We start from the raw sequence: 4,535 nt of genomic DNA on the forward strand, positions 1-4,535 counted from the left end.
CCCGCCAAACAAACATTGCCCGAACATCTACCACCAGTTAACCTCCCGGCTACCTCGCGGCGACCTCGATAAATATACGCACACCCCCAACAAACAACAAATCACCAGGTAGTTCACCGAAACGGTGTGTTACATGGGGACGTCGCCAAGCACTGCTGCCTAGTAGAGCTCTTCCTCCTGAGTGCGCTCGATGGTCGCCCCCAGCGTTTGCAGGTTCTCTACAAAGTTGGGATATCCGCGATCGATGTGGAAAACATCGTGGACGGTAGTCGTCTCATCTGCACAGAGCGCAGAGAGCACCAAACCGGCGCCCGCGCGAATGTCGGAGCTCCAGACATGCGTTGAAGACAACCGCTCCTGGCCGCGGATGACAACATGGTGGCCATCCACCTGAGCGTCGGCGCCGAGGCGCAACATCTCATCGACGAATCGGAAACGGGACTCGAACACGTTCTCCGTAATGATGGAAGTACCTTCCGCAACCGCGGACAGTCCAATAGCGATGGGCTGAAGATCCGTTGGAAAGCCTGGGTAAGGCAGCGTTTGGTAGTCCACGGCGGTGGGGCGCCCATCCATACGCACGCGGAAGCCGTTGACATAGTCCTCAATATCGGCACCGGCCGACTTGAGCTTTTCCAAAGGCAGGTGCAGGTGCTTGGGAGCGATGCCGCCCACCGTAATATCTCCGCGCGTCATGACTGCGGCATAGGCCCACGTCCCGGCCACGATGCGGTCACCGATGACCTCGTGTTCCGTCGGCTGAAGCTTGTCCACACCGCGAATCGTGATGGTGGACGTACCTTCACCAGTGATGTCAGCACCCATTTCCTTAAGCATCAGGCACAGATCGACGATTTCCGGTTCGCGGGCGGCGTTGTGGAGCTGAGTTTCGCCGTCGGCAAGCACGGCAGCGGTAAGAATATTCTCTGTGGCGCCCACAGAGGGGAAATCGAGCTTGATGCTTGCGCCGTGCAGGTGGTCAACCTCCGCTACGACGGCACCGTGCTCAATACGCGTGCTCGCACCCATTTTTTCGAGTCCGGACTGGTGCATGTCCAAGGGGCGGGAGCCAATGGCATCTCCACCCGGCAAAGCCACCTTGGCGTGACCGCACCGCGCCGTCAGCGGACCTAGCACGCACACGGACGCGCGGAACTGCCGCACGGCGTCGAAGTCCGCGTTGGAGTGCAGCTCGGCCGGAGTGGTGATGCGCACTGTGTGGCCATCGATCTCCACTGAGCAGCCAAGGCCCTCGAGGACCTTGCGCATCAGGGGAACGTCAAGAATTTCAGGACAGTTGGTCAGCGTGGTCGTGCCCTCCGCCAACAGTGCCGCAGCCATCAGCTTCAGCACACTGTTTTTGGCACCGTCCACCTTGACGGTGCCCTGCAGGCGCGCCCCACCGGAGACAATAAATTGGTCTTTCACGCCCACCCAACTTACCTACAATCAGGGCAGCGCGCCGATACGACGGGCTGCATTGACCGCTTCATAGCGGGTGTGGGCACCCAGTTTGCGCATGACAGAACGCAGATAAGACTTCACCGTTTCGGCTCCGATGCCCATTTCCTCTGCCGCCTCAACGTTGGTGTGCCCCAACGCCACGCAAGACAAAACATCGAGCTCGCGCGCAGACAACTTGGTGGTCTGCTTCACGCGCACCGGGGAGACCATCTGGTCGCAGAGGGCTTCCAATTCCTTGCGGAGGTCCTCATCGTTGACGCGGTTAGCCAGCATCCGCAGCTTGGAGTGCGTCGAGCGCACCTGCTCCCATTCGGCGCCGTTCATCACGTGCCCGCGAGCGGCGCCGCCCTTGCCCCCATCGGCGCGGCGCAGTGCGGAATTAACCGCTAAATCCTGCTCGAGGCAGCGGGCGGTCATGGTGACCTCCTCGATGACCTTGTCACCCAAGCGGACCGGCGAATGAACACCAACATAAAGAACGCCGCGGATCTCACGCTGCACAGTCACCGGCACCGCCACGATGGAGTGCAGTCCCTCATCCTGGATGTAGCGGTCGTTCTCGTGGCTGATCGTCGTGGCGCGGGTGTAATCGGATACACCTACAGCGCGGCGAGTGCTGACAACGCGCCCGCCGACGCCCACATTCGCGTCAATCACCAAGTTCTGCAAGGCCGGGGTGCGCAGACCTACCCAGTGGGTAATCTGCAAACGATTATCCGGCAGCAAGGTTCCGTACATCGTAACGGGAATTCCCGTTGCGGTCTTCAGCGACGATAGCGCTGCGCGTACGGCTTCGTCATCATCCTTGAGTCGGTGCGGCTCCATGAGGCTCTCTCTTACTCGGGGGTAACCAGCAGGTGCACCCACATTCCCCGCCTGAAACGGGGGTAGGTGAACACTATTTGCGAAGTATAACCGTCCGACGGGGGTAATTCTAAATCGCACCGCGCCCTACTCCGTCACCCCAAATCCCACATACCATGCCCGAATGCTCTGTTCAGAATTTATATACTACTTTGTCTAGTAGCGGGGTGTAAGGTGTCTGCTGTACATCGGAAGTTATTTACAAGGAGTCCACATCGTGGCTGTATACGACAACATTCTAGAAACCATCGGCGGAACCCCGCTGGTCCGCCTCAACCGTTTGACCGAGGGCCTCGGCGCCGAGGTGCTCGTGAAGGTTGAGTCCTTCAACCCCGCAAATTCCGTCAAGGACCGCATCGCCAAGGCGATTGTCGACACCGCCGTAGAAGCCGGCGAGCTGAAGCCGGGCGGCACCATCGTTGAAGCCACCTCCGGCAACACCGGTATTGGCTTGGCGCTTGTCGGCGCAGCCCAGGGTTACAAGGTCATCCTGACCATGCCGGAGACCATGTCTAACGAGCGCAAGGTGCTGCTGCGCGCTTATGGCGCTGAGATCGTGTTGACCCCGGGCGCTGCCGGAATGAAGGGTGCCGTAGAGAAGGCCAACGAAATTATTGCCGAAACCCCCAACGCGATCCTGGCTTCCCAGTTCGCTAATGAAGCAAACCCGAAGATCCACGAGGCAACCACCGGCCCCGAGATCTGGGAGGACGCCGAGGGCAAGGTTGATGCTTTCGTAGCCGGCGTCGGCACCGGCGGCACCGTCACCGGCGTTGGTCGCTACCTGCGCTCCCAGAACCCGGATACCTACTTGGTAGCTGTAGAGCCCTCCGACTCCCCCGTCCTGTCCGAGGGCAAGGCAGGCCCGCACAAGATCCAGGGCATCGGCGCTAACTTCGTCCCGGAGGTTCTGGACCGCGAGATCCTCAACGAGGTTCTCACCGCCACCACCGAGGAATCTGTCTCCACTGCCCGCAAGCTGGCCACCGAGGAGGGCCTGCTCGTCGGCATTTCCTCCGGTGCCAACGTCTCCGCAGCTCTCAAGCTGGCTGCACGCGAGGAGTTCAAGGGCAAGACCATCGTGGTTGTCGCCCCGGACTTTGGTGAGCGCTATGTCTCCACCATCCTCTTCGAGGACATCCGCGAGGCTTAGAGTTCCCAGCGTGGCTTTCTGCGGGGCGTCGCAAAGCGCACTGCGGTGAGCACCCCGAATAAAAGCGCCCTCTGTGCTAGGGGGCGCTTTTTCTTTCTAGATAGGATGGTTTGCATGCACATCTTGAAGATGATTCGTGAAGACCTCGCCAACGCGCGCGAGCATGATCCGGCCGCGCGCGGCGACGTCGAGAACGCCGTGGTCTACTCCGGCCTCCACGCTATTTGGGCGCACCGCATTGCCCACCGCATGTGGAAGCGTGGCTGGCGCGGGCCGGCACGCATCTTGGCCCAGGTGAACCGCTTCTTCACCGGAATTGAGATCCACCCCGGCGCCACAATTGGTCGGCGCTTCTTCATTGACCACGGAATGGGAATCGTCATTGGTGAGACTGCCGAGATCGGCGATGGCGTTATGCTTTACCACGGTGTCACGCTCGGCGGCCAGGTTCTCACGCAGACAAAGCGCCACCCAACGATCGGGGACAACGTGACCATCGGCGCCGGCGCCAAGGTGCTGGGCCCCATCACTATCGGTGAGGGCTCCGCAGTGGGCGCCAATGCGGTGGTGACGAAGGATGTACCCCCTCATCACACCGCTACGGGTATTCCCGCTAAGAACCGTCCTCGCAAGAAGGATGAGCGCATCAAGCTGGTGGACCCAGACTTCTACATCTAAGGGCAGCCGACTCCGTATTTAGAGGTTGCCCTCACGGTTAGTCAGACGCTGGTATTCAGGGTTCTTCTCAATAAACCGCGCCACGGCGCTGCACGTTGGGATGACTTGGCGGGCTATCGTCGAGTCATCATCCAACGCCGCCTTGATCAGAGGCTTGGACAGGCCTTGGCCTTGAAAAGACTCAAAAATTTCCGTGTGCGTAAATTCGCGCGTGGTGGCGGAGTCACTGTATTCAGCGAAGCCTGCTTCCTCGCCATCGACGGTGATGACGAAGCGGGATCGATCGGTTTGGTGCGCAACTGAAGTAGTCATGGTGCCCCATTAAACCAAAAAGATCAACAAAAAAGGCTTAAGGGACATTTCGTGTGGATAAACC

The 4,535-nt window shown here is 59.8% G+C and carries 5 protein-coding genes; 2 read left to right on the plus strand and 3 right to left on the minus strand.

Features of this window, described 5'->3' with window-relative positions:
* Nucleotides 1-159 precede the first annotated feature (159 nt).
* Both murA and ramA read right to left on the minus strand, forming a co-directional pair.
* Nucleotides 160-1,428 (minus strand): UDP-N-acetylglucosamine 1-carboxyvinyltransferase, encoded by a 1,269-nt coding sequence (gene murA / locus HMPREF3009_RS08730; protein ID WP_046649321.1) that lies wholly within the window; start codon nt 1,426-1,428, stop codon nt 160-162.
* A 21-nt stretch (nt 1,429-1,449) separates the two neighbouring features.
* Entirely contained in the window at nt 1,450-2,289 is an 840-nt protein-coding gene (gene ramA / locus HMPREF3009_RS08735; protein WP_046649294.1) for an acetate metabolism transcriptional regulator RamA, read from the minus strand.
* Nucleotides 2,290-2,542: 253 nt separating this feature from the next.
* On the opposite strand from ramA, the gene cysK reads away from it, so the two are divergent.
* Both cysK and epsC read left to right on the plus strand, forming a co-directional pair.
* Nucleotides 2,543-3,481: a cysteine synthase A gene (gene cysK / locus HMPREF3009_RS08740; RefSeq protein ID WP_175973585.1), complete on the plus strand. Its 939-nt coding sequence runs from the start codon at nt 2,543-2,545 to the stop codon at nt 3,479-3,481.
* 114 nt (nt 3,482-3,595) lie between these two features.
* The gene (gene epsC, locus HMPREF3009_RS08745; protein WP_118779504.1) at nt 3,596-4,159 is read left to right on the plus strand and encodes a serine O-acetyltransferase EpsC; all 564 of its coding nucleotides are present in this window, start codon (nt 3,596-3,598) and stop codon (nt 4,157-4,159) included.
* 18 nt (nt 4,160-4,177) lie between these two features.
* Here the strand turns inward: epsC and HMPREF3009_RS08750 are convergent, their stop codons facing one another.
* Entirely contained in the window at nt 4,178-4,471 is a 294-nt protein-coding gene (locus tag HMPREF3009_RS08750; protein WP_049157635.1) for a GNAT family N-acetyltransferase, read from the minus strand.
* Between the last annotated feature and the right edge of the window lie 64 nt (nt 4,472-4,535).

The sequence above is a fragment of the Corynebacterium sp. HMSC034H07 genome (assembly GCF_001815175.1).
Classification (GTDB): Bacteria; Actinomycetota; Actinomycetes; order Mycobacteriales; family Mycobacteriaceae; genus Corynebacterium; species Corynebacterium hiratae.

Coding starts and splice junctions, on each gene's coding strand:
- ramA (WP_046649294.1), bottom strand. CDS start 2,289: ATGGAGCCGCACCGACTCAAGGATGATGACGAAGCCGTACGCGCAGCG.
- epsC (WP_118779504.1), top strand. CDS start 3,596: ATGCACATCTTGAAGATGATTCGTGAAGACCTCGCCAACGCGCGCGAG.
- HMPREF3009_RS08750 (WP_049157635.1), bottom strand. CDS start 4,471: ATGACTACTTCAGTTGCGCACCAAACCGATCGATCCCGCTTCGTCATC.